Origin of the sequence: Actinomadura sp. J1-007, from assembly GCF_009793335.1 — a bacterium.
GTDB lineage: Bacteria > Actinomycetota > Actinomycetes > Streptosporangiales > Streptosporangiaceae > Spirillospora > Spirillospora yumaensis.
Window position 1 is genome coordinate 2371625 of record NZ_WING01000001.1, and the last position, 26944, is coordinate 2398568.

Sequence of the window (26944 nt, forward strand, 5' to 3'; positions counted from 1 at the left end):
CTCCCCCAGGCGCCGGGCGACTCGTTCCCTTGCGTGCCTTGGGCCTGTCCTGGCGTTCCCCAGCCTCCCGCTGGATTCTGCTGCGCGGGACGCCATCCGTCGGACGTCTCAGGGGCTCCCCAAGCGCCCGGAGGCGTGAACGCCACACCCGGCCGCGTTTCCTGGGACGGCGGGGTGGGACGGTCCTCTGACTCGTCCGCAGGCGGGTTCTGCGGGGTGCCCCAGGCGCTCGGGGGACGGTTGGGGGACGGCGGTCCGGTGGGGGCGGCGCACCCGGGGGCGAGGTCACGCATGCATCCTTTCCCGCGCGCCGTCACCACGCCACCGCCGCCCCCGGTCGTCGCCGGAGGGGCTCAGGAGGGCGGGTCGGCGGCGTGCTTGCCGTTGGGCCTGCGCGGCGGAACGATGCGCGACCCGCGCGGAGCGGACGCTCCCCGCGGCAGCGCGTGACGAGCACGCGTCTGGGGCTCGTCCCGCGTCCGGGGTTCGTCGTGCGCCCGGGGTTCGTCGTGCGCCCGGGGTTCCTCGTGCGGTGGGGCTCGGGGGTGGGGCGGGGACGGCGGGGGCTCGTCGGGTGGGGTGTCGCGTTCCACCTTGGCCAGGAGCTCCTGTTCGCGGAGGTACTCCTCGAACTCCATCGAGTGGGCGGTGGGCAGGGTGATGATGCCCGGGTTGGCGTCCACGAGGAGGATGCGGCGGCCGGTCGCGCCCGCGTGGGTGAAGACCATCGCGGTCGGGGGAGTTCCTGGAGCTGGGGCGGTTCGATGAGCAGTTCGCGGTAGCGCTGCTTGCCCGGATGCGCGGCGAGATGCACGGACGAGACCGTACGGCCCCACGCGGTGGCGGAGCTGATGCCCTCGACGAGCGCGGTGTCGTCGGCGGCGGGCGCCGGGAGGGGCGACCAGGCGGGATCGGTGAGGCCGTCCCCCCGCACGCGCGCGTAGGCGACCGTGCTCGCGTAGCTCTCGCCCGCGACGTCGAAGAGGGTCTCCCCTGCCGAGTCGGTGATCTCGGCGACGAGGAGGGGCTGGTCGGTGCCGATGTGCTCGGCGGCGACGCGGGCGTCCTCGGGGTTGCCGAGCCGCATGAACCCGACGGCGGCGTGCCCGCGGCGGCCGAGCCGCTCGCGCACGTGCTGCGGGATCGACCGGTACATCAGCACCAGGCCGGTGCCGGTGGCCTCGCACGCGTCGATGAGGCGGTCCAGGACGTCGCCGCGCAGCTTCTCCGCGCCGCACAGGAATAGCGTGTGGTCCCAGCGGCCCCCGGGCGGCGCCTCGCGGATCCGGTGCGTGAGCGCGGTCGCGACGTACGTGCCGAGGACGCGGTTGGTGAGCACGCCCGCGCGCCGGTCCATCGACACCACGTGCAGCCGGGACGGCGGCAGGTGGACGGACTCGGCGGCGAGCTTCTCCAGCTTGCGGAGCTGCGCCTCCAGCGCCCACGCGCGGCGCACGACGATCCGGTCGGTGGCGTCGCGGCCGAAGAGGGTCGCGACGCGTTCGAGCTGCTCGTCGGTGAGCAGGCCCTTGCGCAGGTCGTCGCGGGGGTCGCCGACCTGGGCGAGCACCCGCAGCGCCGCGGTGATGCGCGGGACGGTCGCGTCCGGGCCGAGCACCTCGATGATCCGTTCGAGGATCGAGTTGTCGAACGACAGGTCGCGGGTGCTGCCCTGCTCCTCGCCCGCGCTGACGACCAGCGACAGGACGTCGGCGAGGGCCTCGGGCCCGAGGCCGCGGGTCGCGTCCAGCCGGGGCAGGTCGGCGGGCAGCACCCAGACCAGCGGGTCGTCGCCGCGGTCGGCGGCGAGCCGCAGCAGGTCGTGCGCGACCGCGCCCTCGGACAGGTCGATGACCGTGAGGCGCGCGCCGACCGCGAGGCGCGCCGCGCCCATCGTCGTCACGGCGGCCGACCATCCGGCGAGCGTGCCGCCGACGACGTCCACCCGGTCGACGCCGGGCGGGACGGCGACGGGGTACCACTCGCGCTGGTCCTCGTACTCGCGGTGGCGGCGCTCCCAGTCGCGGTAGGCGTCCTCGTGGGCCCGCTGCGCGGCTCGCAGCTCGCGGTCGCGGGCGGCCTCCTCGCGCTCGCCGCGGGCCAGCTCCTCCGCGATCCGCGCCCGGACGGCCCGTTCGTCCTGCCAGAGCGAGCGGCCGGTGATGCCGAGGACGAGCACGCACGCCAGCAGCGCGACCAGCGCGAACGCCCAGGGCAGCACGCCCGCGACTCCGCAGCCGAGGAAGAGCAGGACGCCGACGCCCGTGCCGCCGGCGGCGATGCGCAGCGGCCGCGCGGCCATGTGCTCGCCGGGACGCCGCGCGGGGACGCCCGCGGCGCCGGCCCGGCCGGCCGCGGCGGGGCGGGTGGGGGCGGCCCCGGGTCGGGGTGCACCTGCGCGTAGCGCCAGCCCACATAGACGCGGTCCGCCTGAGTGAACCGCGCCATCGCGGACCCGCTCGCCATGTCCGTCACGTCGAGAGACCCCTGGGAGTTGCGGGATGGTGAGAAACGCCTGGGGGTAGGGGTGGTTGGGTGGGTTTCTTACACCGCACAGAGTAAAGAGGTTCCCCGCTGCACGCGCCACGTTCAACCGAACACGAATCCTGATGACCGACTTGGCACTCCAATTCGGTCACCAGGTTCACCTGCGGGAAAGATCGGACAGGCCACCTCCCCGAAGCTGGCCACATCCGGCCACCCGGTCTCCGGCCCGACCGGCGGCCCGCGGCACCCGACCGGCCTCGCCGGCGCGGTTTCGGGGCATGCCGGAAACCGGCCTGCGACGGCGCCACAAGGCGGGCGAGACCGGTAATGTCCGATGTCCACGGAAACGTCGAGCACGCTGAGGAGCCCGTGTGTCACTGACCGGCCGGCCTCTGCTGTGCCTGCTGATCGTGGCCGTGCTGGCCCTCGTGACCGGTCTGACCTGGGGCTGGCGCCGCCTCGCCGGGTCCGGGATCGGCCCGGTCGCGGCCCGGCTCGGGGCGCTCGCGGTCTGCCAGGTGCTGATCACGCTGACCGTCCTCGTCGCGATCAACCGCGACTTCGGCTTCTACGAGAGCTGGACCGAGCTGGCGCGCGCGGGCGGCGCGGGCGGCGGCGGGGGCGGCGACGGCAAGCTGGTCCAGCGGCAGGGGCAGGGCGGCGCGGCGGTCGCCTCCAAGCTCATCAAGCGCAAGCCGGAGGTGTCGGTCGGCGGCTCCGAGCAGGCGGACGGACGGCTCGACACCGTCGACGTCCGCGGCGTCCGGTCGGGACTGCACGCCCGCGCGTACGTCTACCTGCCGCCGCAGTACTTCCAGCCGGGCGCCGACAAGCGCCGCTTCCCCGTCGCGATCGGCCTCAGCGGCTACCCGGGCGCGCTGCGCAACCTCGTCACCCAGGTGAAGGTCCCGCAGACCGCCCGCGACGAGATCAAGGCCGGACGGGTCCAGCCGACGATCTACGTCCTGCTGCGGCCGTCGATGATCCCCGGCCGCGACACCGAGTGCGCCGACGTGCCCGGCGGCGCCCAGACGGCCACGTTCTTCACGCAGGACCTGCCCGAGGCCGTCCGCGGCGCCTACCGCGTCCCTGACGCGCGCAAGAGCTGGGGCGTGTTCGGGCTGTCCACCGGCGGCTACTGCTCCCTCAAGCTCGCCATGCGCCATTCGGACGTGTTCGCCGCCGCCGCCTCCCTGTCCGGCTACTACGGCGCGCTGAAGGACATCACGACCGGCGACCTCTACGGCGGGAGCCAGACGGTCCGCAACGAGAACGACCTGTTCTGGCGGCTCGAACACCTGCCCCCGCCTCCCGTCTCGGTGCTCGTCACCACCAGCCGCGTCGGCGAGAAGAACAAGGAGGGCACCGAACGGTTCCTCTCCCTCGTCAAGCCCCCGATGCGCGCCTCGTCCCTGATGCTCGACGAGGGCGGCCACAACTTCCAGACCTGGAACCGCGTCCTTCCGCAGGTTCTGCGCTGGATGAGCCGCGGCCTGACCGTCTGATCGCTCCCCTCCGATGAACGAGCCGACCCACGCGCGGAACGCCGCGACGCGCCCGCGTCCGCGCCCCGGTCGTCCGGCCGCCACGGTGGGTCGGACCGCCTCGGCAACGGGGACGGCACGCGCCCTCGCCCTGGTCCTCGCGCTCGTACTGCTCGCGGTCGCCGGATGCGGCGGCGATCCGCCGCGGAAGGCGCGGACCGAGCGGGGCACGGCCACCACCGCGCGACCGGACGCGCGACCGCAAGGGGCTACGGCGCCTTTCACCGCATCGCCCGAACGGCTGCTGGAGGACCGTACGGCGATGTATCCGAGGGCGATCCGCGTACGGGACGGGCGCATCGTTCTCAGCGTGTCCACGTCGTCGTCCGGGAGCGGCGTCACGGACATGGCGCGGTTCTACGAGAGTTCGGACGAGGGCCGCACGTTCCGCCCGCTCTCGGACATCCGGGATCCGGCCGCGGCGGAAGGGCGCGGGGCCTGCTGCGGAAGCCTGATCGAACTCCCCCGGCAACTCGGTTCGCAGCCCGCCGGAACGCTGCTGTGGGCGGGCACGGCGGGAATGAAGAACCGCGCGCCCCAGCGCCGCCCGGAGCTCCGGGTCTGGCGCAGCACCGACGGCGGCCGGTCGTGGAGCTACCTGTCGAGCTGCGCCGCCGGCCCCGATGGAACGCCGTGGAACCGCGGCCTCTGGGAGCCCGAGCTGAGCCTGGACGCCCAGGGGCGGCTCGCCTGCTACTTCTCCGACGAGACCGACCCGGGCCACGACCAGGTGATCGCGCGGGTCGCGTCGGCGGACGGCGGCGCGACCTGGGGGCCGAAGCAGGTCCTCGTCGCGCCCGGCCGCCACGACCGGCCGGGGATGCCCGTGGTGCGGCGGCTGCCGAACGGCTCGTACCTCATGGCGTACGAGATGTGCGGGCCCGCCGGGTCGGACGCCTGCAAGGTCTACTACCGGGCGTCGCCGGACGGGGTCTCCTGGGGCGATCCGCGCGCCTTCGGCACCGCGGCCCGCACCGCGGACGGCCGGTACCTGTACCACGCGCCCACGATCGCGTGGACGGGCGGCGGCGCGCCGGAGGGCCGGGTCCTGCTCGTCGGCGGGCTGCTGCGGGACCCCGGCGGCGACCTCTCCCGCCCGGCGAGCGGCTCGACGGTGCTGGTCAACACCGAGAACGGCTCCGGCCGCTGGTACGACGCGCCGGCCCCGGTGCGCGTCCCGTTCTCCGCTCGTCCCGACCACGACGAGGTCGTCTGCTCCAACTACAGCTCGGCGCTGCTTCCCCTGGCGAACGGGTCGGGCCTGCTGGAGGTCGCGACCAAGCGCGGCGCGGACGGCCGCTGCCGGGCGTACGTGGGCACGGCGCCGCTCCTGCCCGCCCCGGGAACGCCGAAGGACGGCCCGTACCGCGTGCGCAACGTCAGGAGCGGCCTGTGCCTGGACGCGACCGGCCCCGGCGACGCCCTCACGCAGCTCCCGTGCGACGACCGCCGGCCGCGGCAGCGCTGGACGATCAAGCCGACCGGGGACGGCGCGCAGTGGCTGCGCAACACCCGTACCGGCCGCTGCCTGGGAGGCGCGTGCCCCGGCCCCGGCTGGACGCTGAAGCGGATCGCGGGAGACCACTACGCCGTCACGGCGCAGGCCGACGGGTCCTGCCTGGAGGCCGCGGACGGCGCGGAGAAGGCGGGCGCCGTCGTACGCCAGGGCCCCTGCTCGCAGCGCGCCCACCAGATCTGGCGCTTCGAGCCCCGCTGACCCGAGGGGGCCCGGGGGCGCCGGAGGCGGCGATCAAAGGTCGCGGCAGTTCGGGCCGCCGCACGTCCGGTACGAGGTGATCACCGACCGCAGCTCGGCCTTGCGGGACGCGGGCGCCTGCCCCCACATGTTGCCCAGCTCGTGCGGGTCCCGGGCGAGGTCGTAGTACTCGCGGTCGCCGTTCTCGTACTCCACGTACAGCTCGCCGGCCGTGCGGACGGCCTCGTACGTCGGCGGGTTGCCCCCGTACTTGCGCGGCAGGTCGGGGTCGTCGTGGGCGTAGTTGGGGCCGCGGTGCTCGATGAACGCCGTGGAGCGCCACCCGTTCACCTGCTGCCCGTGCAGCAGCGGCACCAGGGACCTGCCGTCCACCGAGTCCGGCGGCCTCAGCCCGGCGAGCTCCTGGAACGTGGGGCAGATGTCGGTGTTCTGCGCGAACCTCGCCTCGGTCCTCCCCGCGGGGACGCCCGGACCGGCCACCACGAGCGGCACCCTGATGTCGGTGTCGTACGCGGTGAGCTTCCCCTCGCGGAGCCGGTGCTGCCCGAGGTGGTAGCCGTTGTCGGAGTTGAAGACGAAGTAGGTGTCGGCGCCCGCCCCGCGCGCGTTGACGGCGGCCTCCAGCTGCCCGATCATCCTGTCGACCGACTGCACGGCCCGTACCCGCTGCCGGAACGCGGCGTCGATCTCCTTGAGCCGGCGGGGCCGCAGCCGCGGGTACTTGCGCAGCCATCCGGGCTTGTCGGAGATGTCGGGCTCGTTGAAGCCCGGCGGGCGGGGCGCCCTGACGTTGGCGAACGACCGGCCGTCCTCGGGCGCGGGCGTCGCGGGCGCGTGCGGCGTGAACGTCGACATCTGGAGCAGGAACGGCTGTCCCGAGTCGGCGCTGCGGTTGACGAAGTCCGTCGCCTTGGCGCCGAGCACGGTGTTGAGGTAGTCGCCCGGTTTGCGGCCGTAGTGGGTGAGGGTGCCGTTGCCGTTGAGGTTGTAGTTGTAGTTGGCGTACCCGAGGCCGGTGACCTGCCACTCGCTCCAGCCCGGCGGGATGTACGTGCGCGACGACCCCTGCGCCTTGGTGGGCTCGTACCCGTTCAGGTACTTGCCCATGAGCGCCGTGCGGTAGCCGGCCTTCTGGAGCGCCGCCGCGAACGTCGACTGCTCGTTGCCCTTGGCGTTGAAGACGTCGAACCCGCCGAACGGGGGGTCGTTGCTGAGCACGCCCGTGTTGTGCGGGTACTTGCCCGTGAGGATCGTGGCGCGCGAGGGGCAGCACAGCGTGTCGGCCACGAAGTAGTTGCTGAACGTCAGCCCGCGCCGCTGGAGCCGCTTGACGTTCGGCATGTAGTCGACGAGGTCCCACGACAGGTCGTCGGTCAGGACGTAGACGATGTTGGGCTTCTTGGCCCGCTCGGACGGCGCCGCCGAGGCGTTCTTCCCGCCGCCCTTGCCGCGCCCGCCCGTTCCGGTCTCGGCGCAGCCGGCGAGCAGCAGCACGCCCGCGACCAGTGCGGCCAGCCATCGCCGCTGCTCAGCGCCGAGCATCACACACCTTTCAGACCAACGGGACGTCGAGCAGCGAACCGGACCGACCGCGACCAGGTTAGAGCACCGTGGCCCCCGGGGTCCCCTCAAGCCCCTCCGCCCGCTCCGGCGCGGGCCGCCGCACGGCAGAAGGCGCGGGCGCGGCGGCCTGGTGCCCGGCGGGCGCCGCCGAACCGGCCCGCGGAGCGGCCGCGGGGCGGAGGCGGGCGCGCCGTCGCGGCGGATCTGCGCCAGCGCGGCCTTCAGCCTCGGGCGCATCAGCGCCTGGAGGGGGACCTCCACCAGCCTGTGGACGAGGTAGGCGGCCAGCAGCACGGCGACCGTGATGACCGGCAGGATCGTCAGCCGGTCCAGGATCGGGTGCGGGAAGAACTGCTTGACGATCGCGCGGGCCACCATCTCGTGCAGCAGGTAGAGGGGGTAGGTGAGCGCGCCCAGGATGGTGAAGCCGCGCCAGCTCAGCCAGGCCAGCCGCCGCGTCGCGACCAGCGCCATGATCAGGTAGAGGGCGGTGACCACGGTCGGGACCACCCACTCGTGCACGCCCGGCCACGCGTTGAGGCCGCTGATGCCCTGCACGCCGTAGTGGACGCCGAGCGCCCAGCACGCCCCGATCACCAGCCCGAGGACGAGGTTCGGGCCGTACCGGTGGATCAGGTAGAACGCCATGCCGCCGATGAAGTACGGCGCCATCGTCGGGAAGAGCGCCTTCTCCAGGAACGCGTTGCCCGCCTCGTGCGCGTACGCGCCCAGCAGCAGCCAGGAGACCATGAACGTCACGCAGCGGTTGTAGGTGATGCCCCGCCAGGCGAGCAGGGCGACGAGCACGTAGAAGTGCAGCTCCACCCAGAGCGTCCAGTAGACGACCTCCAGCGGCTTCACCCCGATGCCTTCCTGGAGCATGGTCAGGTTGGGCAGGACGCGTCCGACCGGGTCGGGGTCGTCGGGCCCGTACGGGACGGCCGCGCCGGTGGTGAGGAAGAGCACGAGGCCGAGCAGGACGCTGAACCAGTACGCGGGGTAGATCCGCACGACGCGGGACACCGCGAAGTCGCCGGGCCGCCGCCCCCAGGCGCTCATCAGGATCACGAACCCGCTGATCAGGAAGAACAGCTCGACGCCGAGGTAGCCGAAGTGCGCCACGGGCGCGAGCTCGGGAAAGATCTTCTGCGCGTCCCGGCCGGCCCAGACGGTGCTGCGCACGCCCGCGAAGTGGTGCAGGACGACCGCGCCGGCCGCGACGAACCGCAGCAGGTCCAGCTCACGCAGGCGGGGCGGCGGCGGTGTCGTGCTCGGCGGCGGGGCGGGGGAACCGTCAACGGAGTACCTCCGGTGGGAGCGGGAACGGCCTCTCGGCCCCGCGGCGGGACGCCGCGCCGTCGCCGGACGGTCCGGCGGGGCCCCGTCCCCGTTCCGGATCTGCTCCAGCGCCCCCTCAGCCTCGGCCGCATCCATCGCTGCGCCGGCTGTTCGACGAACCGGTATACCAGATGGGCGCCGCCGAGGGCCACGGCGCAGCACGCGGCGAGCAGCGGCCACCTGCCAAGGTGCGGACCGAGCCGTTCCACCATGACCCGGGCGAGCGTCTCGTGGATCAGGTAGAGCGGGTAGGTCAGCGCGCCGAGGGCGGTGAAGCCCCGCCGGCGCACCATGCCGAGCGAGCCGGTCGCGACCATCAGCATGAGCAGGAACAGGAAGGTGACGACGCCCGTGGCGACGGCGTCCCAGACCTGCGGCCAGACGAGCTCCCGGTTGACGATCGTGACCCGGTAGTACACGGTCAGCGCCCAGCACGCGGCGATGACCAGCCCGAGGACGAGGTTGGGGCCGAAGCGGTAGACCAGGTAGAAGCCCATGCCCGCGATGAACAGCGGGGCCCATTCCGGCATCAGCAGCCCGTTGAGCAGCCCGGCGCGCCCCTCGCGCGCGAAGACGCCGAGCAGCAGCCACAGCACCATGAACGCGACGCACCGGTCGTAGGTGATGCCGCGCCACACCAGCAGGGCCGCGAGCGCGTAGAAGTGCAGCTCCGCCCAGAGCGTCCAGTAGACGACCTCCATGGGCGGCACGCCGATCCCGACGTTGAGCATGGTCATGTTCGGCAGGTACGACCGCAGCGGCCCGATCCCGCCGCCGTCCTCGAACAGCGAGGCCCGGACGCGAAGAACAGCAGCAGGGCGAGCGACACGGCGAACCAGTACGCCGGGAAGATCCGCGCGACCCGGGAGACGGCGAAGTCGCCGACCCCGCGGTCCCACGCGCTCATCAGGATCACGAACCCGCTGATCAGGAAGAACAGGTCCACGCCGAAGCCGCCGAAGTGCGTGAGGCGCGCGAGCACCGGCAGGTTGTGGTGGTTGTCCACGCCCCAGCCCGCGATGCGGCCGACGAAGTGGTGCAGCATGACGGCCGTCGCGGCGACGAACCGCAGCAGGTCGAGCTCCCGCAGCCGCGGCGGCTCGGTCAACTCTGCGCCCCGGCGGACCGGGGCGGAGGGGCCGGGACGGGGCCGGGGCCGCCCTGGACGGCGCGGCGGCGTTCCTGGCGCTTGCGGATGAGCAGGTCCGCCGCGGTGTCGATGTCGCCGTCCCACACGACGCGGCCGTTCTCCAGGAAGATGCCGCGCGTGCAGATCTGCCGCAGCAGCTTGGCGTCGTGGGCCACGATGACCATCGTCCGGCCGCTGTCGCGGTAGGCGCGGAGCCGCTGGATGCACTTGTCGCGGAAGAGCGGGTCGCCGACGGCGAGGACCTCGTCGATGAGGAAGACGTCCGGGTCGGTGTGCACCGCGATGGAGAACGCGAGCCGCATGAACATGCCGGAGGAGTAGAACCGGACCGGCTGGTCGAGGAACCGGCCGATGTCGGCGAACTCCACGATGGCGTCGAACTTGCGGAGCGTCTCCTCGCGGTCCATGCCGAGGATGGCGCCGTTCAGGAAGACGTTCTCGCGGCCGGTGAGGTCGGGGTGCAGGCCCGCGCCGACCTCGATCAGCCCGGCGACCCGGCCGCGGACCCGGACCGAGCCGCCGTCGGGCGGCATCACCCCGGAGATGATCTTCAGCAGGGTGCTCTTGCCCGAGCCGTTCACGCCGAGCAGCGCGACGGACTCGCCGACCCCGATCACCGCCGAGACGCCCTCCAGGGCGACGAACCGTTCGCGCAGCTTCTCGCGGCGGACGGCCCGCACGGTCATGTTCTTGATCGAACGGGCGTGCCGCAGCGTGAAGCGCTTGGTCACCGCGTCCACGACGACGGCCGCCTTCGGAACGGCGTCGGGCATCGTCACAGCTCCTCCGCGAAGCGGCGCTGGAGCCGCGCGAACACGTACTGCCCGAAGCCGAGCAGCACCGCGGCGAGGGCGAGGGAGACCAGCCCGTCGCGGGTGAGGTGCGGCGGGAACGCGAACGTGCGGTCGGTGGTCGGCCACCAGAACGCGCGCTCGAACAGCAGCACCGCGTCCGCGAGGGGGTTGGCCAGGTACAGGTCCAGGGCCCAGCCGGGCGCGGTGTCCCGCACCACGTGCCAGGGGTAGATCATCGGCACCGACCAGGTGACGAACAGCGTCGCGATGTCCACCACCTTGTCGGTGTCGCGGTAGAACACGTGCAGCGCCGAGCAGAGCAGCCCGAGGCCGATGCCGAGCACCGCGACGAGCGAGAAGCCGAGCAGCGCCGACCCGATCGCGAGGGCGGACGGCGTCCAGCCCCACGCGAGCGCCACGCCCAGCACGATCGCGAGGCCCGGCAGCAGGTGCACGCCCGACACCAGCAGCGACGCCACCGGGAACAGCTCGCGCGGCAGGTACACCTTGCGGACCAGCGGCGCGTTCCCGATCACCGAGTGGGTGGTGTTGATCAGCGTCTCGTTGAAGAACGAGACCAGCACCAGGCCGGAGAACATGAAGATCGGGAAGTGGGCGACGCGGTCGCTCATCCCGAGGAACACCCCGACCACGAAGAAGAACACCGCGAAGTGCGCGGCGGGCCGCACGTACGACCAGCCGAGCCCGAGCAGCGACCCCTGGTAGCGGGCGCGCAGCTCCCGCCGCACGATCAGGCGCAGCAGGTAGCGGCGCCGGAACACCTCGCCGAGCCCGCCGCCCCGGCCCGGCTCGACCAGCTCCGGGTCGTCCAGGTCGAGTCCGGCGACGGCCGTGGCCGGCCCGCCGCCCGCGACCGGGACGCCGGGGCCGCGGCCGCGCCCGTCCGGCCCGCGGGCGGCCGGCTCCCCCGAGCCGGTGGTCACGCCTGCTTTCCGGCCTTGTCGAAGGTCTGCGTCCATTCCTCCTGGGAGGTCAGGGACGGCAGCGCGGCCTTGTAGCGCTCGCTCAGCTCGGCCCAGTCCTTGCCGAGGCGGGCGTGCAGCGCGGACGCGCGGCGGATCAGCGACCAGAACCGCTGCGGGTCGCGCTGGTACCAGGAGACCTTCGTCCCGTCGGCGGACGACACGAGCGCGCTGTTGAACTTGGTGAGCAGCCACCACGTCTGGTCGACGTGCGGGACGACCGCCTCGGGGTGGTTCTTCGGGTACGGGCCGACCGGCTTGATCTGGCGGGCCGCGCCGAGCAGCGCGGTCTGGAACATCGCGCGGCGGTTCTTCGGCGCGACGACGTCGCGGCCCTTGCGCGGCGGCTTGCGGCGCCGCACCTCCGGGAACTCGTCCAGGTCCGCCTTGGCCTGCGCGTCCACGAACGAGGAGCGCAGGTCCCGCAGCTCGCCCATCTTGGTGATGATCGACGGGTGCAGGTCCTCGGGGCCCTTGAGCGCGTCCTCGATCGCCATCAGCATCAGCTCGGCGGTGGAGTACTGCATCGCGAGCGCGTGCTTGATGGTGATGAACAGGCTCTCCTTGAGCATGTTCCCGCCCCGCTCGTACGGCGAGTACAGCAGGGCCGTGATCACGCGGTTGCGCTCGGTGAAGTACGCCTGCCAGTCGGTCATGACGTCCTTGGAGTGCCACGGGACGTGCCAGACCGCCGCGCCCGGCAGCGACACGGTCGGCACCCCGGCGGCCTTGGCGCGCAGGCCGTACTCGATGTCGTCCCACTTGATGAAGAACGGCAGCGACAGGCCGATCTTGCGGATGACCTCCACCGGGATCAGGCACATCCACCAGGCGTTGTACTCGACGTCCGCGCGGCGGTGCAGCCAGGGCGTGCTGCGCAGCGGCGCGGCAGCGAGGTCGTGCGACAGCTCGGTGTGCGCGGCGGGCACCATCCACCACCGGTACCGGGCGACCGTCTCGCCGAACACGTGCAGGACCGACCGGTTGTACAGGTCGAGCATGTGCCCGCCGACGATCATCGGCCCGCGGGCGAGGTCGGCGAACGTGACCGTCCGCAGGATGCCCTCGGGCTCCAGGATCACGTCGTCGTCCAGCAGCAGCGCATAGGTGCTGCTGCCCGCCTCGATGGTCTCGTGCATGGCCCGCGCGAACCCGCCGGAACCGCCGAGGTTGGCCTGGTCGATGACGCGCAGCCGGTCGCCGAGGGCCTCGGCGGCGGCGGCGAAGTCGGGGTGGTCCTCGACCCGGTCGGTGCCCTGGTCCACGACCACGATCTGGTCCACGACGTCCAGGACGTCCCCCGCCGCGGACAGCGCGGTGAGCTGCTCGACGCAGAACTTCGGCCGGTTGAACGTGGTGATGCCGATCGTCGCAGTGCCGGGGACGGTGCGGTCGGTCTCGGCGCACCAGTCGGCGCTGTCGAGCACGGCGGTGCGGCCGTCGGCGATGAGGTCGAACCAGTACCAGCCGCCGTCGATGAACGGCGCGAGCGGCAGCTCGACGGTCTCCTCGACGGGGGTCTCGGAGTCGATGTGCAGCGACTTGATCCGCTCCAGGTGGCCCTTGCCGGTGGAACGGTAGATCAGCACGGTCGCCTCGCCGCGCACCCGCAGCCGCAGCGTGACGTCCTCGACCGTGCTCCAGCGGCGCCAGTAGCCGGCGGGGAAGGCGTTGAAGTAGCTGCAGAACGACACCCGAGCCCCGGAGGGGACCACGATGCTGCGGCGGCCGATGATCTCGGCGCTGTCCTCCTTGGAGGCCGGCCGGTAGCCGGTGAGCGCGGCGGCGGGGTCCTGCTCGGCCGACACCCGCGCGCCCGCGCTGTCCAGGTCCGCGGTGCGGCGGCCGAACACCGCGTTGCCGTCCACGTAGAGCTTCAGCACGTCGAAGTCGCGTTCGGCGGGCATCACGACGCGGTGCAGCACGCGCAGCCCGTCGCCGCCGCTCCCGCCGCGCGGGTCGCCCGCCGCGTCCTCGGCCGGGCCGTCGCCCGCCGGGGCGTGCTCGTTGTGGTCGTCGGTCGTCGCGGCGGCCGAGGGCTCCCCGGCCAGGGCGCCGTCCGCCGGGGGCGCGGTCGGCGCGCCGGCGGCCGTCTGCCCGATGAGCGTCTGCCCGGTGGTGTCGGTCATTCGACGTCCATTCCTCCGCTGGTCAGCGGTCTTCCCTCGGTGAAGTGGGGCCGCAGCCGGTTGTCGACCATGGACAGCGCGCTCGCGATGGCCATGTGCATGTCGAGGTACTTGTAGGTGCCGAGGCGCCCGCCGAACAGCACGCCGTCCTCGCCGCGGGCCATCGCGCGGTAGCGCAGCAGCCGGTCGCGGTCCTCGGGGGTGTTGATCGGGTAGTACGGCTCGTCGCCGCGGTCGGCGAAGCGGGAGAACTCCCGCATGATCACGGTCCGGTCGGCCGGGTAGTGGGAGCGCTCGGGGTGGAAGTGCCGGAACTCGTGGATCCGGGTGTACGGCACGTCCTCGTCGGCGTAGTTCATCACGGGGGTGCCCTGGAAGTCGCCGGTCGGCTTGACCTCCAGCTCGAAGTCCAGGGTGCGCCAGCCGAGCTCGCCCTCGGCGAAGCCGAAGTAGCGGTCGAGCGGGCCGGTGTAGACGGTCGGGACGCGTCCGACGACCTCGTCGCGCAGGTCGAAGAAGTCGGTCTCCAGCCTGACCTCGATGTTCGGGTGGTCGGCCATCCGCTCCAGCCACGCGGTGTAGCCGTCGACGGGCAGGCCCTCGTGGGTGTCGTTGAAGTAGCGGTTGTCGAAGGTGTACCGCACCGGCAGCCGCGTGATGATCTCCGGCGGCAGGTCGCGCGGGTCGGTCTGCCACTGCTTGGCCGTGTAGCCCCGGATGAACGCCTCGTACAGCGGCCGCCCGATCAGCGAGACCGCCTTCTCCTCCAGGTCGCGGGGCTCGCGCCCGGCGACCTCGGCGGCCTGCTCGGCGACCAGGGCGCGCGCCTCGTCCGGGGTGAACGCGCGGCCGAAGTACTCGCAGATCGTCCCGAGGTTGATCGGCAGGGAGTAGACCCGGCCCTTGAACGTCGAGTACACGCGGTGCTGGTAGCCGGTGAACGCGGTGAACCGCTGGGCGTACTCCCACACCCGCTCGTTGGAGGTGTGGAACAGGTGCGCCCCGTACCGGTGGATCTCGATCCCGGTCTCGGGCTCGGCCTCGCTGTAGGCGTTGCCTCCGATGTGGTTCCGGCGTTCCAGGACCAGCACGCGCAGGCCGAGTTCGGCGGCGCACCGCTCGGCGACGGTCAGGCCGAAGAAGCCGGAGCCTGCGACAACGAGATCGACGTTCACGGTGACTTCCGCCTGGGGGTTTTGGGACGATTGATGATGCTGCGCGGCTAAGATACCGGCGCCGTCGCCTCGTTCGGGTCGGAACCGGCCCAGCCGGCCGGTCGCCGCCCCGGCCCGCGCGTCCCGCCGGGCGCCGCGGCGGCGAGCACGACGCCCGTACGCGACCCGAACAGGAGACCCCCCAGGTGGCCGCGGTTCCAGCAGGCTCCCCGCCGATCGTCTACCTGCACGTCGGCGCTCCGAAGAGCGGCACGACCTTCGTCCAGGGCCTGCTGTGGCACAACGCCCCGGTCCTCGCCGAGCACGGCGTGCTCATGCCCGGCGGCTCGTTCGCCGCGCACGTGCGCGCGACCCGCGACCTGCGCGGGCTGCGTCCGGAACCGGACGACCCCGCCCCCGACTGGGAGGGCGGCTGGGACGAGCTCGTCGCACAGGTCAAGGCGTCCGACGCCCGCGTCGCCGTGATCTCCAACGAGGTCATCTCCGCGGCGACCGCCGAGCAGGCCGAACGCGCCGTGGCCTCGCTCGCCCCCGCCGAGGTGCACGTGGTCTACTCCGCCCGCGACCTCGCCGGGCTGCTGCCCTCGGAGTGGCAGGAGTACGTCAAGCACCGCTTCCACTACGACTTCGAGCACTGGCTCCGCGAGGTGGTCGACGGGCCGCGCGACGACGCGGCCGCCGCCTGGTTCTGGCGGGTGCACGACATCCCGGAGGTGCTCGCGCGCTGGTCGGCGCACGTCCCGCCGGAACGGGTGCACGTGCTCACGATGCCGAGGCCGGGCGCTCCGCGCGAGCTGCTCTGGGAGCGGTTCGCCGGGCTGATCGGCGTGGACCCCGCCGTCGCCGACCTGTCCGAGGCGCGCGCCAACGCGTCGCTGAGCTGGACCGAGACCGAGCTGCTGCGGCGCGTCAACGGCGCCGTCGACCCGGACGCGCCCATGTGGCTCTACCACCGGCTCGTCACCGACGTCCTCGCGCTGAAGATGCTGCCGGGCATGGGCGCGCCCGGCCGCGTCCCGCTGCCGGCCGACCGCCGGGAGTGGGCGGGCAAGCGCGCCCACGAGATGGTCGAGGCGATCCGTTCGGCCGGGTACGACGTGGTCGGCGACCTCGGCGAGCTGCTCCCGGACGCCTCCGCCGGCGCCGCCCCGGTCCCGCCGCCGAGCGACGCGGACCTGCTCGACGCCGCGTCCCACACGATCCTCGCCCTGCTCGACCGCGTCTCGGCGCTCCGCGAGGAGCTCGGCGACCTGCACCGGCGGCGCGCCGAGCAGGACCGCACGGCGCTGCCGAAGCTGATGGCGCGCCATCTCAGCGAGCGCAACCAGGCCGTCTGGAAGATGCGCGTCGGCTACTGGCATCTCGTCGAACGGATCAAGGGCATCGAGCCCCGGCCGCTCCCGAGCACCCGGCGCCCGCCGGCGAGGACGGGGACGAGAACGCGGAGGCCGCCGACACCGGGCCCGTCCTCACCCGCCGAGCGGAAACCCGATGAGCCCCGGCGAGGCGGGCCCGGCCGGCCGGCCGCCCGGCGCGCCCCGGGTCGCGGCGGTCGTCGTGACGTACGAGCGGCGGGAGCTGCTGACCGAGGCGCTCGGCGCGCTCGCCGCGCAGACCGCGCCGCCCGCCGTCGTGATCGTCGTGGACAACGCGTCCACCGACGGCACCGCCGACCTCGTCCGCGAGCGCTTCGCGAGCGCCGACCTGGTCGAGCTGAGCCGCAACACCGGCGGCGCGGGCGGGTTCGCGGCCGGCACCGCGCGGGCGCTGGAGCTGGACGCCGACCTCATCTGGCTCATGGACGACGACACCGTGCCCGAGCCCGGCGCGCTCGCCGCGCTCCTGGAGGCCCGCGAACGGGCCGCCGAACGCCCCGGGCCGGGCGGCCCGCCCGTCCTGATCGCGAGCCGCGTGGTGTGGACCGACGGCCGCGACCACCCGATGAACACGCCGCGCGTCAAGCCGGGGGCCTCCAAGGCGGAGCTGGCGGCGGCGGCCCGGGCGGGCTGCGCGCCGATCCGTTCCGCGTCGTTCGTGTCCGTGCTCGTGGACGCGGCGGCCGTCCGGGAGCGGGGCCTGCCCGTCGCCGACTACTTCCTCTGGAACGACGACTTCGAGTTCACCACCCGGCTGCTGCGCGGCCGTACGGGACTGTCCTGCCCCGCCAGCGTCGTCGTCCACAAGACCAGGACGTTCGGCGGGACGGAGACCGACCCCGGAGACCGCTTCTACTACGAGGTCCGCAACAAGATCTGGCTGTTCACCCGGAGCAGGGGCCTGGCCCCGGGAGAACGCGCGCTGTACGCGGGATCGTCGCTGCGGCGGTGGGCCCGGACGTACGCCCGCTCGCAGGATCGCGCGACCCTGCGCCGCGCCCTCGGCAAGGGGCTGAACGACGGCCTGCTGCGCCGTCCGCGCGGCAACGACGAAGTCATGACCACGGCTTGGCGTCGATATGATCCGGGGCGTAGTGACGACTCGGCCGAGGGGAGGCTGGTGTGACCCCACCCGGAACGCCTGACGACGAGGCCGAGAACGGCCGGTCCGAGCCGGAAGGCCCCGACCGGGACGGGCGGCTCCCGCCGCCGCCCCAGTGGGGCGACGCGCAGCTCCCGCCGGGCGCGCACCTGCTCCCCGAGCCCGAACCGCTCCCCGAGTTCGGCACGCCGCTCCCGGAGCCGGAGGAGGAGGACCTCTCCGACCGCACCGTGAGCGACATCGACATCAGCGGCACGATGCGCACGCAGATCTTCCCGCAGGAAGGCGGGCAGGGCGGGCAGGCGGGCGGTCAGGCCCCTTCGCCGCAGGCGTTCACCGAGCCTCCGTCACCGGCGGACCAGGCGCCGCCGTTCCCCGGGGCGCCCGCCCCTGACACGACGGTCACCGACCTGTCCGGGGTGATGCCCGCCGCCGGAGACAAGGCCGCCGAGGACGGCACGCGCCGTACGCGCGAGGAGCCGACTCCCGAGCCGCCGCGAACGGAGCAGATCCCGACCCAGCAGCAGGCCCGGCAACAGCCGCAGCCCCCGCCGGGCCCGCAGCCGCAGCCGGGCCCGCAGTCCCCGCCTGCCCCGCCTGCCCCGCCGCTCGCGGCACCGACGCCTCCCGCCCCGCAGCCCCCGCGCCGCAGCCTCCCGCGCCGCAGCCTCTGCCGCCGTTCCCGTACGCCCAGGAACCGACGACCCAGCAGATCCCGGACGCGCAGGCCGCCGCGGCGGGAGCGGGCGACGAGCCCGACGCCGACATGACCCAGATCGATCCGGGCGGGCGCGACGACGACGAAGAGCAGACCCAGATCGTCAAGCCGGGCTCCGCCGCGAACCCGCCTGCCGCTGCCGCGCCCCCGACGCCGTCCGCGCAGGCCCCGACGCCCTCGCCGCAGCCGCCCGCGCCCGAGCCGTTCCCCTGGGCGCAGGAAGTGCCGGAGGCACCGGAGCCGCGGCCCTCAGCTCCCGAGCCGTTCCCTTGGGCGCAGGAGATCCCCGACGCGCGGCAACCACCCGCGCCTTCGCCGCCGGCGCCCGCACCGCCCGCGCCGTCCGCCCCGGAGCCGTTCCCCTGGGCGCAAGAGATCCCGAGCACGCCGCCGGCCCCCGCACCGCCCGCGCCGCCCGCGCCGTCCGCTCCCGAGCCGTTCCCCTGGGCCCAGGAGATTCCGGACACGCCCAAGCCGCAGCCGTCGGGCCCTGAGCCGTTCCCTTACGCGCAGGAGATCCCGGGCGCCCAGCGGCAACCCGGGCCGTCGCCGCAACCGCCCGCCGAAACGCCTCAGCCGGTCGCGCCGCCGCCGCAGATCCACGAGCCGTGGCGTACGGACTCGGCGCCGAAGAAGCGCACCGGCCGACGGGTCAACAAGAAGGTCCTGTTCGGGACGGTCGGCGGCATCGCCGCGGCCGCGATCATCGCCGCGGGCGCGTTCGTCGCGCTGTCGGGCGGTGGGGACGACGAGGGCGGCTCTGACGGGGCCAGGCTCGCGGGAGCGCTGTTCCCGGTGGACCCGGCGGCCCGTTCCGACGGACGCGACCAGGAGCTCACCGACGTGGCGGCGGTCGGGACGACCGTGGTCGCGGCGGGCGGCGAGGCCGACCCCGGCAACTACCGGGGCCTGCTGCTGTACTCGACCGACGGCGGCCGGACGTTCAAGTCGGCCGACGTGCGCGGCGCCGACGGCGGCCTGCCCGCCAACGGCGAGGTGCCGCGCCAGGTCGCGGGCGGCGCGCACGGCTGGGTCGCCATCGGCTCGCGGCCCGGCGGCGGCGCCGTCTGGACCAGCCAGGACGGGCGGAGCTGGCAGCGGCTCCCGGACGCGGCGGGCGACACGTTCGGCCCCGGCAACAAGGTCAACCGCGTGATCGGCACCGAGAGCGGGTTCCTCGCCATCGGCGAGAACTCCAGGAAGGGCGACTTCAGCGACTCGGTCCCCGCCGCCTGGCTGTCGAACGACGGGCAGCGCTGGGAGGCGCTGACCGGGGAGCAGGTCGGCATCCCCGTGCGCGGCAAGGTCTCGCTCATCGAGGCCGCCGCGACCGGCAGCACCGTCGTGCTGGAGAGCCTGCACGCCCCGGACGCGAAGAAGGCCCCGTTCCGCAGGGTGTGGAAGTCGTCGGACGGCGGCCGCACCTGGTCGCCCGCCAAGCTGCCCGCGCCGAAGGGCACGCGGAGCCTGGCGGTCGGGGGCGGCAAGCCGGGCCTGCTCGCCGTCCGCGAGATCAAGTCCGGCTCGAAGTCGTACGCCCAGACCTTCACCTCCTCCGACGGCGCGGCCTGGAAGCAGGGCGGCAGGATCGAGACGCCCGGCTACCGGGAGGTCCACCGGCTGCTCGCCACCGACGGCGGCTACGTCGCGATCGTCAAGCGCGGCAACGACTACCTGGTCACCCGGTCGGCCGACGGCGCGAGCTGGCAGGAGGCGGGCACGCTGCCGACCAACTCGGGCCGGGCGCTCCAGGGCGCCGCCGCCGCGGGCGAGCAGACCGTGCTCGTCGGCCGCGACACCGGCGGCGGCGACCTCAACTCGCTGCTGGCCGTCCGCGACGCGCGCGGCACCGAGATCCCCGTCGACCCCGCCAAGATCGCGGGCGCGGTGCGTCCCGACCACGCGGTGTCCGGGCTGGCCGCCAAGGACGGCCGCGCGGTCGCGGTCGGCAGCAGCGGCGGCGACGCGGCGGTCTGGTCGTCCCGGAACGGCTCGTCCTGGACCCGCGCGCAGTTCCCCGGCGGGCTGGTGCGCCCGGCGTCGCAGCGGCTCACCGGCGCGGTCAGCGGCGGCGCGGGCTGGCTCGCGGTGGGCGACGGCGGCGGCGCGCCGCGCCGTCCCCTCGTGGTGACCTCAGCCGACGGCGCGAGCTGGCAGGCCGCCGACAACAACCCGGCGTTCGCGCAGAACGGACCGCTGTCGCTCGCCACCTACGGCGCCGCCGCCGGACCGGCCGGCTACGTGATCGTGGGCGAGGACGGCCTGTCGGGCGCCACCTGGTTCTCGCCGGACCTGAAGACATGGCAGCGGGGCCGCGGCCTCGGCAAGAACGACCTCACCGCACTGCCCAACGGCAACCGCTGGCTGCGGGCGGCGGCGGGCGGCGCGTTCGGCTTCGTCGGGGTCGGCGGGGTCCAGGACCCGAAGGCGGGCGACGCGCCCGGGCAGCGGCCCGCGGTGTGGACGTCCACGGACGGCAAGCAGTGGAAGCTGAGCCAGCTCCCGCTGCCCGCCGGGCTCGGCGAAGGCTCGCTCACGCAGGTCGCGGCGAAGGGCAACGTGCTCGTCGCGGCGGGCAGCGCGACCGGGGCGTCAGGGGCGGTGCCGCTGGCGTTCGTGTCGTCCGACGGCGGCAGGACGTGGCGGGAGTCCAAGATGCCCGCGCCCGCGAAGGAGGTGCGGGTGACCGCGCTCACCGCGACGCCCGGCGGCTTCGCCGCCACCGGCACCGCGAGCGCGCAGGGCACCGCCGACGTGGTCGCGTGGACGTCCCCGGACGGCGCGTCCTGGCAGCCGAGCATGCCCGGCGGGAAGGGGCTGGCGGGCCAGGGCGACCAGCAGATCACCGGTCTCGCCCCGTTCGGCGGCAAGCTCCTCGGCGTCGGCCGCACCGCCGACCAGGAAGAGCAACCCGTCCTCTGGACCCGTCCCCTCCCGTAAGCGGCCGCGGAGACGTCAGCGGTCGAGGGGCGGCTGGGTCGGGTCCTGGCGGGGCGGGGGCTCCGGCGGGCGTGCCTTGGGACGTACCGGCCGGTGTCGTTCTGGGTGCCGGGCTCTGGGCCGCCGGGGCGGGCCGGCCGGCGGCGGGGTGCCCGGACCGAGGGTGGGCGCGGCGAGCGGGCCCGCGTTCGGGACGGTGAGCGGGCCGGGACCCGCCATCGCGGCCGGGGCGATCTGGGCGAGGCTTCCCGCGGAGCCGTCCGCGAACGTGTTCGCGGCGGCGTCCGCGCGGTTGCGGGAGCGGTTGCGGCGGGCGCCGTACGGGGCGACGATGCCGCGGTAGAACGGGCGCCGGATCGCGGTCGGGACGAGGCGGTAGCCGCCGCGCACCATGACGTTGCGCCAGTACTGGGCGCGGGAGATGAAGCCCTCGCGGCGCATCTCGCGCTGGAGCCGCAGCTCGGAGCGCAGCAGCGCGCGCCCGCCGCGCCGCTCGTAGGCGCCGTCGCCGACGCGGTAGTAGACGAGCGGCTCGGCCACGTTGACCACCCGCGCGCCGTTCGCGATCATCCGTACGAACAGCCAGTAGTCCTCCATCAGCGGCAGGTCGCCGTACCCGCCCGCGGCGAGTACGGCGCTGCGTCTGTAGACGACGGTCGGATGGTTGAACGGGTCGTGCAGCCGCGAGTAGCGGGCGATGTCGTACGGGTCGCTCGGCGGGATGCGGCGGCCCTTGATGTCGTCCGTATCGGCGCCGAACTCCAGCAGGCCCGCGCCGACCAGGTCGGCGCCCGAGCGCACGAGCGGCACCTGGAGCTGGAAGCGGTGCGGCATCGCGACGTCGTCGGCGTCCATGCGGGCGACGATGTCGTACCGGCTGGCCTGGAGCCCGGCGTCGAGGGCGGGGCCGAGGCCGCGGTTGTGCTCCAGCGGGAGGAACGTCACCTCGACCGGGCTGGCCGCGACGAGCTCCCTCAGGCAGCGGGCGAGCTCGGGGGCCACCGGGCCGTCCTGCACGAGCACGACCTGGGCGGGCCGGAGGGACTGGTCGGCCACGGCGCTCCGGAACGCCGCCCGGACATACTCCTCCCTGTCACCGCCGTACACGGTCATGAGCAGCGCGAAGGGTTCGTCGGGGGGCAGCATGCGGTCCATTTCCGGGAGTGGGCCGTAGTCGCCTGCCGGAGCCCGTGGCGGGGGGCGGCTCCTCCGGGCGGGGGTCGGGTTCGGTTAGAGCACGTCCTAGTTGTGACGCTTTCGTGTGATTGATGGTTGACGCGCGCCAAGATACCGGTGCGCCCGAACGGACATCGCGGGAACGTCCCTGATCGACTTGTTTTTCACTCGATTGTCATCTTGGTACCGTCCGCCGCCGACGTTATGCCTGCCCGCATATGTCCTGGTCAGCGCGGACCTCACCGGCGATCTTGGGGACGGCCTTCGGCGCGCCGGGCATGTTGGCCCCGTCCTTGCCGATGATCAGGTAGACGTAGCCGGGCTTGGCCGACGGGGACGGGCGGGGCGGGTGGCCCGGCAGGGCCGCGGCGAGCGCGGCGGCCTGGCGCTCGGCGCCCGCGCCGTACAGGATCTGCGTCGGGCCCGGACGGCCGGCCGAGCGGGTGCCGACCTTGGCCACCTTGAAGCCCTTGTCCTCAAGCTGGTCGGCGGTGCGCTGCCCGAGCCCGCGGATCTTGGTCGAGTTGTAGACCGCGACGCGCACGAGGCCGGGCCGCACGGGCTGCACCTTCTGCGGGCCGCCCTGCTGCGCGGGGACGTTCGGCGGCGGCGCCGGCTCGGGCACGGTGTTGTCGGTGCGGATCGCGTCGAACAGCGGTGCGGCGACCGCCTGGTTGAACTGGACCCGGTTCTTGTCCTGCGGGTACGGCTGGACGGGCACGGTCACGAAGCGGACCTTCCCGGCGCTGATCCCGCGCAGGCTGGTCGCGAGCTTCTGCATGACCGACAGCGACAGGTGGTCGTCCGCCTTGATCGACTTGGTGGCGGCGGACAGGAACCCGTACGCGCGGCCCGGGTCGGTGAGCATCCCCTTGTCGGTGGCCTTCTTCACCACCGAGGCCATGAACGACTGCTGGCGCTTGATCCGGGACAGGTCGGAGCCGTCGCCGAGCCCGCCGGTGCGGGTCCGCACGTAGCCGAGCGCCTGGTCGCCCCGCACGGTCTGCCGCCCGCGCCTCAGGTGCAGCTCGGCCTTGGGGTCGTTCACCGGGTGCGGGACGCAGATCTCGACGCCGTCGAGCGCGTCCACGACCCGCTTGAACCCGGAGAAGTCGACCTCGATGTAGTGGTCGATCCGGATGTTGGTGAGCGACTCGATGGTCTTCCAGGTGCAGGCCGGGCCGCCGTAGGCGTACGCCGAGTTGATCATGTCGAGCCGGGGGCCCTGGGCGCCCTTGCCGTCGCGCTTCTTGCAGGCCGGGATGTTGACCATCGAGTCGCGGGGGAAGCTGAGGCCGATGGCGCGTTCCCCGCCGGGCGAGATGTGCAGCAGGATCGTGGTGTCGGAGCGCTGGCCGGCCTCCGTGCCGTACCGGGCGTTCTCCCCGGCGCGGGTGTCGGAGCCCATCAGCAGGATGTTCATCGCGTTGTTGAGCTTGGCTGGCCGCTTGTCGCCGAGCTTGTCGTCCACGTGCTCGCGGTCGATCTGGCCGTCGAGGCGGCGCCAGAAGCCGTACGCGGTGATGCTGCCGAGCACCAGCAGCGCCGAGAGCACGACCGACATCCAGCCGAGCACGCGCCAGCGGCGTCCCGGCGCCGGCGGTTCCGGCGGCGGGGCGCTGTCCGCGTAGTACACGCGTTGCGGCGGTGCCGTGCGCTGCATCCGTAACATTTCAGCACAGATCAGACAGTGGCCACCCGTGTCACGTCAAAGTCACCCGTCGTCGCGCGTTCTTCCGCCCGCACGGCCCGCTGGGGCCACCCGGGCACAGGGCCTAGACTCCGGTGGGGATGAGCACCGTAGACGCACAGACCGACGAGGCCATGGTCGTGCTCCAGGACCGGCCCGTCGTGCCCCTCAGCGGCTGGCTGAGCGAGGCCGTGGACGGCTGCGCCGAGAGCGGGCGCACCCTGCAACTCGTCACCCCGCTCGCCTCCCGCCTGTCGCTGCCGCTGCGCACCGCGGCGACGGGCGCGGGCGTGCAGTGGGTCGTCCGCGACGGCGACGGCTACTACGAGGGGCTCACCGGACGGCCGCTGCGGTGGAGCGGCGCGACGTTCGTCCCGGTGCCCGAGGCCCGCGACTACGCGCCCGGCTTCACCACCCGCCCGACCGCGCCGATCGGCGCGCAGCTCACGCTCGTCTACCGCATCCGGCAGGGCGCCGACGCCGACCTCGGCGGCCCCGTCGAGCGCCTCCTCCAGCTGCTCACCGGCAAGCCGCCCGCGGGCCTCGGCGCCACCGAGCCGCTGGAGCACGAGTGGCGCGGCGACCGGCTCACCGAGTACGTCCGGGGCCGTTCGGTGTCCCGCCTGATCGTCGTCGGCGACGGCCCGCGCCCCGCCCAGGCCATCTGCGAGTTCGCCGCCACCGACGGCGGCGGCGTCGCCGAGGTCAGCACCGTCACCGTCGGCTACGCCCCCGAGGACCCGCCGCCGCTCCAGCACCTGCCCTCGCTGGTCGGCGCGCTCGCGGCCGACCAGCCCGTCGCGTCGCTGTTCGTCCAGCTCACACCGGGCCGCGCCGACCTCACCACCGAACCCCGCTGGACCGGCGCCGCCGCCCCCGTCGCCCTCGCCGTCAGCGGCAGCGTCACCGGCCCGGCCGGCATCCCCGGCCAGCCGGTCGGCCCGCCCCGCGCGCCCCTCACCCTCTTCCCGCTGGGCGACGGCCGCTCCCCCGACGGCTGGCAGCGCCACAGCGCCCTGATGCAGCACCTCCAGACCGCCGGACACAACTGAGCCCCACGGGTCCGGCCGCGGCCGGACCGCGACCGTCAACGGGCGAACATCACCGTTCTAAGCGGAAGCGGCGCCTGGCCCACCGCCGGCGAGGCGTGCAGCGGCTAGCTGGTGGAGCACGACGGGTTCCGCCTGGTGCTGGGCCCTCGACCACTGCGCCGACCTCAACCCCCTGCTGCGGGCGCGCGCTCGGCGGCCAGGCCCCTCCGCCGCTGCCCGTCCACGCTCTGCCGGGCGCGCTGGACGCCGTGCCGGCGCTGGACCGTCCCGGGATGCCTCTGGCCCGGCACGGACGCCGGTGCCGCGGTGGACGCCGCCGCCCGAACGTTCCGCAACGAGATCGCGGTCGCGACCGGCGGCCTGACCGCCACGCCGGACGCATTCCCAACAAACGGCACATAACCCCAACTCGTCGCAAGTGGCGGCGAAGGGCACTTCCGGGGGCTCGGCGGGAGGGACGGGAGGATCGGGTACGGTCTTGCCCCATGGGAGAGGCGGGGCGGCTCGACGCGCTTGAGCGGGCCGTCGAAGGCAGCCTCGCCCACGGCGCCCTCGACTTCGACCGCGAGGACGGCGTGCTGCGCGTCGACGGCACCCCGATCCTCGCCACCGGCTGGATGCTGGGCTCCGGCGCGTGCGGCGGGCTGGCGCTCCTGGCCGGGGCGGTGCTGTCGCTCGCCGGGCTCGACGACGCCGCGCGGTGCGCGTTCGTCCCCGGCCTCGGGCTGGTCGCGTTCGCGCTGGCGGTCGTCCTGCTGCTGCGGTTCGCGCCGCCGCCGAGCCTGGAGCTGCGGTTCGCCGAACGCGAGGTCCGCTACCGGCGGACGCGCGTGCCGTTCGCCGAGCTGCGGCCCGAACACCTGGCCTGGCGCAACGGACGGTTCTTCCGGCGCCTCTACCTGCGCCATCCCGCCGTCCGCAGGCAGCTCGCCGGGTTCTTCCGCAGCGAGGAGCGGCAGGCGGCCGACTTCCAGCGCCGCCTGTGGGACCTGCTCTCCGCGCCCGACGGCCCGGCCGCCCTCGGCGGGCCGCTCACGCCGGTGCAGCGGTGGATCGTCGGCGCCGCCGCCCCGTACGGCGCCGTCAACGGGTTCCGGCTCGACCGGCTCGGCGCGAGCCCCGGCGCGGAGGCCGGGGCCGCCGACCGCCGCACCGCCCACGAACTCCTCCAGGACCCGTGGGGCGCGTACGACCTCGAACAGCTCCTCGCCGCCGCCAACTGGCTCGTCCAGGACGGGCACCGCGCCGACTTCGCGCACGACTCCGAGCTGGCCGCGCGCCCCGCGGCCGAACAGGAGGAGTACGCCGGGCTGCTCCGCGAGGTGGACGGCCTGATCGCCGCCGACCTCCTGGAGCCGCCGTTCGTCGAACGGCTCATCGAGCTGGTCCGCGTCCGGTACGGCGCGCGGGGCGCCGCGTACGCGCGCCTCGTCCCGTCCCTGCTGCGCGACGAGCCGGGCGCCGACGCGAGCGACGAGGGCGCCGAGCTGGCGCAGTTCCTCGGCCGCCTGTTCAACGACCGCGACCACGCGGCTGAGGAGCTGCACCGGCTGGAGGCGCTCGCCGACCCCGACCTGCGCGCCAACGTCGGCCGCCTGATGATCTGGGACTACGGCCGCGCCCTGATGCTGTACCGCTGGGGCTTCATGGTCGGCTGGCTCACCGAGGAGTACTGCTGGGACCGGATGCTCCCGCTGGCCGTCGACATCCAGCGCCGCTACTCGTCCTGGCGCGACATGGCCGACTGCTACCTCCAGGGCCGGCTCCTCTGGTCCGGCGGCGCGGGCCGTTCGCAAGCGGAGTACGAACAACTGGTGACCCGCCTGGCCGAAGACCCCCAAAGCCCCTGGAACCTCGTCCCCTGGCCCCTGAACCTCCGCCGCGACTGGCCCTGACCCCCGCCCCGCCACGTTCGCGGCTGGGTCAGTGGGGGGAACGGCCGGGGTGGCCGGGCGGGGCCGAGCCCGCGGAGGGGGGGCACCCGGGTTGGTGCCCGGACCCGGGCCGGGG

The 26944-nt window shown here is 73.9% G+C and carries 18 protein-coding genes; 7 read left to right on the forward strand and 11 right to left on the reverse strand.

The features are described from left to right. Nucleotides 1-313 precede the first annotated feature (313 nt). The gene (locus GEV43_RS10720) at nt 314-2302 is read right to left on the reverse strand and encodes a hypothetical protein (protein WP_160820552.1); all 1989 of its coding nucleotides are present in this window, start codon (nt 2300-2302) and stop codon (nt 314-316) included. A 556-nt stretch (nt 2303-2858) separates the two neighbouring features. Here GEV43_RS10720 and GEV43_RS10725 point away from each other — a divergent pair. Next, the gene (locus GEV43_RS10725; protein WP_160820553.1) at nt 2859-3992 is read left to right on the forward strand and encodes an esterase family protein; all 1134 of its coding nucleotides are present in this window, start codon (nt 2859-2861) and stop codon (nt 3990-3992) included. 85 nt (nt 3993-4077) lie between these two features. Beyond that, the gene (locus GEV43_RS54765; protein WP_160820554.1) at nt 4078-5748 is read left to right on the forward strand and encodes an RICIN domain-containing protein; all 1671 of its coding nucleotides are present in this window, start codon (nt 4078-4080) and stop codon (nt 5746-5748) included. Between the two features lie 33 nt (nt 5749-5781). Here the strand turns inward: GEV43_RS54765 and GEV43_RS10735 are convergent, their stop codons facing one another. From GEV43_RS10735 to GEV43_RS10765, 8 genes are read right to left on the reverse strand one after another with little or no spacing between them, the layout of a single operon-like run. Continuing rightward, nucleotides 5782-8493: a sulfatase-like hydrolase/transferase gene (locus GEV43_RS10735; RefSeq protein ID WP_375539038.1), complete on the reverse strand. Its 2712-nt coding sequence runs from the start codon at nt 8491-8493 to the stop codon at nt 5782-5784. Further along, nucleotides 8391-9386 (reverse strand): acyltransferase family protein, encoded by a 996-nt coding sequence (locus tag GEV43_RS55970; protein WP_375539039.1) that lies wholly within the window; start codon nt 9384-9386, stop codon nt 8391-8393. Before GEV43_RS55970 ends, GEV43_RS10735 begins: the two co-directional genes overlap by 103 nt. After that, nucleotides 9383-9757 (reverse strand): acyltransferase, encoded by a 375-nt coding sequence (locus GEV43_RS10740; RefSeq protein WP_160820556.1) that lies wholly within the window; start codon nt 9755-9757, stop codon nt 9383-9385. Before GEV43_RS10740 ends, GEV43_RS55970 begins: the two co-directional genes overlap by 4 nt. Further along, nucleotides 9754-10572 (reverse strand): ABC transporter ATP-binding protein, encoded by an 819-nt coding sequence (locus tag GEV43_RS10745; protein ID WP_160820557.1) that lies wholly within the window; start codon nt 10570-10572, stop codon nt 9754-9756. Before GEV43_RS10745 ends, GEV43_RS10740 begins: the two co-directional genes overlap by 4 nt. A gap of 2 nt (nt 10573-10574) precedes the next feature. Further along, nucleotides 10575-11537 carry an ABC transporter permease gene (locus tag GEV43_RS10750; RefSeq protein ID WP_309239579.1) on the reverse strand — a complete coding sequence of 321 codons (963 nt, stop codon included), beginning with the start codon at nt 11535-11537 and terminating at the stop codon, nt 10575-10577. Then, on the reverse strand, nt 11534-13705 hold the full coding sequence (locus GEV43_RS10755) for a glycosyltransferase (RefSeq protein WP_241682854.1): 2172 nt from the start codon (nt 13703-13705) through the stop codon (nt 11534-11536). The genes GEV43_RS10750 and GEV43_RS10755 overlap by 4 nt, the downstream gene beginning before the upstream one ends. Beyond that, entirely contained in the window at nt 13702-14880 is a 1179-nt protein-coding gene (glf, locus tag GEV43_RS10760) for a UDP-galactopyranose mutase (protein WP_160820558.1), read from the reverse strand. The genes GEV43_RS10755 and glf overlap by 4 nt, the downstream gene beginning before the upstream one ends. Before the next feature lie 47 nt (nt 14881-14927). After that, nucleotides 14928-16241, reverse strand: a complete 1314-nt coding sequence (locus GEV43_RS10765; RefSeq protein ID WP_160820559.1) for a hypothetical protein — start codon at nt 16239-16241, stop codon at nt 14928-14930. Nucleotides 16242-16371: 130 nt separating this feature from the next. Between GEV43_RS10765 and GEV43_RS10770 the strand changes: the two genes are divergently transcribed. From GEV43_RS10770 to GEV43_RS10780, 3 genes are read left to right on the forward strand one after another with little or no spacing between them, the layout of a single operon-like run. Further along, nucleotides 16372-17382, forward strand: a complete 1011-nt coding sequence (locus GEV43_RS10770; RefSeq protein ID WP_160820560.1) for a glycosyltransferase — start codon at nt 16372-16374, stop codon at nt 17380-17382. Further along, nucleotides 17379-18128, forward strand: a complete 750-nt coding sequence (locus tag GEV43_RS10775; protein WP_160820561.1) for a hypothetical protein — start codon at nt 17379-17381, stop codon at nt 18126-18128. The genes GEV43_RS10770 and GEV43_RS10775 overlap by 4 nt, the downstream gene beginning before the upstream one ends. Then, the gene (locus tag GEV43_RS10780) at nt 18125-21016 is read left to right on the forward strand and encodes a sialidase family protein (RefSeq protein WP_160820562.1); all 2892 of its coding nucleotides are present in this window, start codon (nt 18125-18127) and stop codon (nt 21014-21016) included. The genes GEV43_RS10775 and GEV43_RS10780 overlap by 4 nt, the downstream gene beginning before the upstream one ends. Nucleotides 21017-21031: 15 nt before the next feature. Here GEV43_RS10780 and GEV43_RS10785 read toward each other — a convergent pair whose 3' ends face one another. Both GEV43_RS10785 and GEV43_RS10790 read right to left on the reverse strand, forming a co-directional pair. Beyond that, a complete protein-coding gene (locus GEV43_RS10785; RefSeq protein ID WP_241682855.1) occupies nt 21032-22162 on the reverse strand; it encodes a glycosyltransferase in 1131 nt (376 codons plus the stop codon). Nucleotides 22163-22394: 232 nt separating this feature from the next. Then, nucleotides 22395-23855, reverse strand: a complete 1461-nt coding sequence (locus tag GEV43_RS10790; RefSeq protein ID WP_160820563.1) for an LCP family protein — start codon at nt 23853-23855, stop codon at nt 22395-22397. Between the two features lie 128 nt (nt 23856-23983). Between GEV43_RS10790 and GEV43_RS10795 the strand changes: the two genes are divergently transcribed. Both GEV43_RS10795 and GEV43_RS10800 read left to right on the forward strand, forming a co-directional pair. Further along, on the forward strand, nt 23984-24934 hold the full coding sequence (locus tag GEV43_RS10795; protein WP_241682856.1) for a DUF6177 family protein: 951 nt from the start codon (nt 23984-23986) through the stop codon (nt 24932-24934). 485 nt (nt 24935-25419) lie between these two features. Next, entirely contained in the window at nt 25420-26829 is a 1410-nt protein-coding gene (locus tag GEV43_RS10800; RefSeq protein ID WP_160820564.1) for a DUF1266 domain-containing protein, read from the forward strand. Nucleotides 26830-26944 lie beyond the last annotated feature (115 nt).